This is a genomic window from Micromonospora sp. CPCC 206061, from assembly GCF_036906915.1.
Classification (GTDB): domain Bacteria; phylum Actinomycetota; class Actinomycetes; order Mycobacteriales; family Micromonosporaceae; genus Phytohabitans.
The window spans coordinates 1-1,801 of the sequence record NZ_JBAKHX010000191.1 but is presented as its reverse complement, the minus strand read 5'-3'; the positions used below and the strand labels follow the sequence as shown (position 1 = coordinate 1,801).

Sequence of the window (1,801 nt, the reverse complement as noted above, 5' to 3'; positions counted from 1 at the left end):
CTAGGAGACCGCTGAATAATGGCGGCGTGCCGGTCCACCGGTTTTGATCGGGTTTGGTCGATAGTTGGTGGGTGCAGGGTAGATCCGATCCGGGCCGCGAGTTGTTGGACACGGCGGCGTTGGCGGGGCATCTGGTGCCGGCAGGCAGTGTGTACGCGTTCTTGGCCGAGCATCGTGGTGAGGTTTTCCCGAACGGTCTGTTCGCTGATCTGTTCCGGTCCGGGCGTGGCCGCCCGTCGGTGCCGGGTGAGGTGATCGCGTCGGTGCTGGTGTTGCAGACCCTGCAGGACCTGTCGGACAGCGAGGCGATGCAGGCGCTGCGCTGCGACCTGCGGTGGAAGGTGGCGTGTGGGCTGCCGATCGACCACGAAGGCTTTCACCCGACCACGTTGACGGTGTGGCGTAACCGGCTACGCGCCTCGGATCGTCCCGAACGGATCTTCGAGGCGGTCCGGGGCGTGGTCGCGGCGACCGGGGTGCTGGCGGGCAAGACTCGCCGGGCGTTGGATTCGGTGGTGCTCGATGACGCGGTCGCCACGCAGGACACGGTCACCCAGTTGATCGCCGCGGTGCGGCGGGTGCGCCGCCTGGTGCCCGGCGCGGCACAGCTGATCGCGGATCGCTGTCACGCCCACGACTGGGACGATCCCGGTAAGCCCGCGATCGCCTGGGACGACAAGGCCGCCCGCGATGTGCTGGTGTCCGCTTTGGTCAACGACGCTAACACCCTCATCGACGCGTTGGCCGATGCCGAAGCCGATCAGCAGGCTTCGCAGGCGCTGGCCCTGCTGGCGTTGGTGGCCGGGCAGGACGTCGAACCGGCCGAGGGCTCGGATGGCACCGATGGCCGGTGGCGTATCGCCCGCCGGGTAGCTGAAGACCGCGTGATCTCCACAGTGGACCCGCAGGCCCGGCATGTGCACAAGACCGTCCAGGCGCGGCAGGACGGCTACAAGGCGCACGTCGCGATCGAGCCGGACACCGGGCTGTTCACCACCGCCGAACTGACCCAAGCCAGTGGTGAGGACAATCACGAGGCCGTCGTCGGGTTGTCGTTGCTGGACAACGACGACGAACTCGGCCAGTTCGAGGTGTTGGGTGATAGTGCCTACGGCACCGGCGATGCCCGCGCCGCCCTCGCCCAGGCCGGGCACACCGCGGTCATCAAACCAGCACCGTTACGGCCGGCCGTTGCCGGCGGGTTCACCATCGACGAGTTCACCGTCGACGAACCCGCTGGCACCGTCACCTGCCCCAACCAGGTGACCCGGCCGATCACCCCCAGCCGCACCGTCACCTTCGGGGCCGCCTGCCGCGACTGCCCGTTACGCGCGCGGTGCACCACCGCCAAGACCGGCCGCAGCCTCAACCTGCACGAACACGACGCCCTGCTGCGCCAGGCCCGCCGCGACTGGAAGGCCCGCGACGACCTACGCGACACCTATCGACAGCACCGGCCCATGGTCGAACGCTCGATCGCCTGGCTGATCGGCCCGAAAGGCCGCTGCCGCAAACTGCGCTACCGCGGCGTGGCCGCTAACGACCTGTGGCTACACCACCGCATCGCCGCCCTCAACCTCCGCCGCCTGATCAACCTCGGCCTAGCCCGCCAACCCGGCGGCTGGGCCATCATCTAACCCACCACCCCCACCACGCCGACCCCCCGGCCAGGAAGGCAACCCCTCTGTCCAGCCACGCACTATGACCCACCCGCCGCACGACGGCCCTACCGAGAAGCCCTCCCCATCACCACCACCCGAAACCCGCACCCCCGAAACGGGGTTATTCAGGAGCCTCCTAG

At 68.7% G+C, this 1,801-nt stretch carries 1 protein-coding gene; it reads left to right on the top strand.

Translation table 11 applies throughout. From position 1 onward, the window contains the following. Positions 1-71 precede the first annotated feature (71 nt). Positions 72-1,637, top strand: coding sequence for an IS1182 family transposase (locus tag V6V89_RS41265; RefSeq protein ID WP_334625192.1), 1,566 nt, complete (start codon positions 72-74; stop codon positions 1,635-1,637). Positions 1,638-1,801 lie beyond the last annotated feature (164 nt).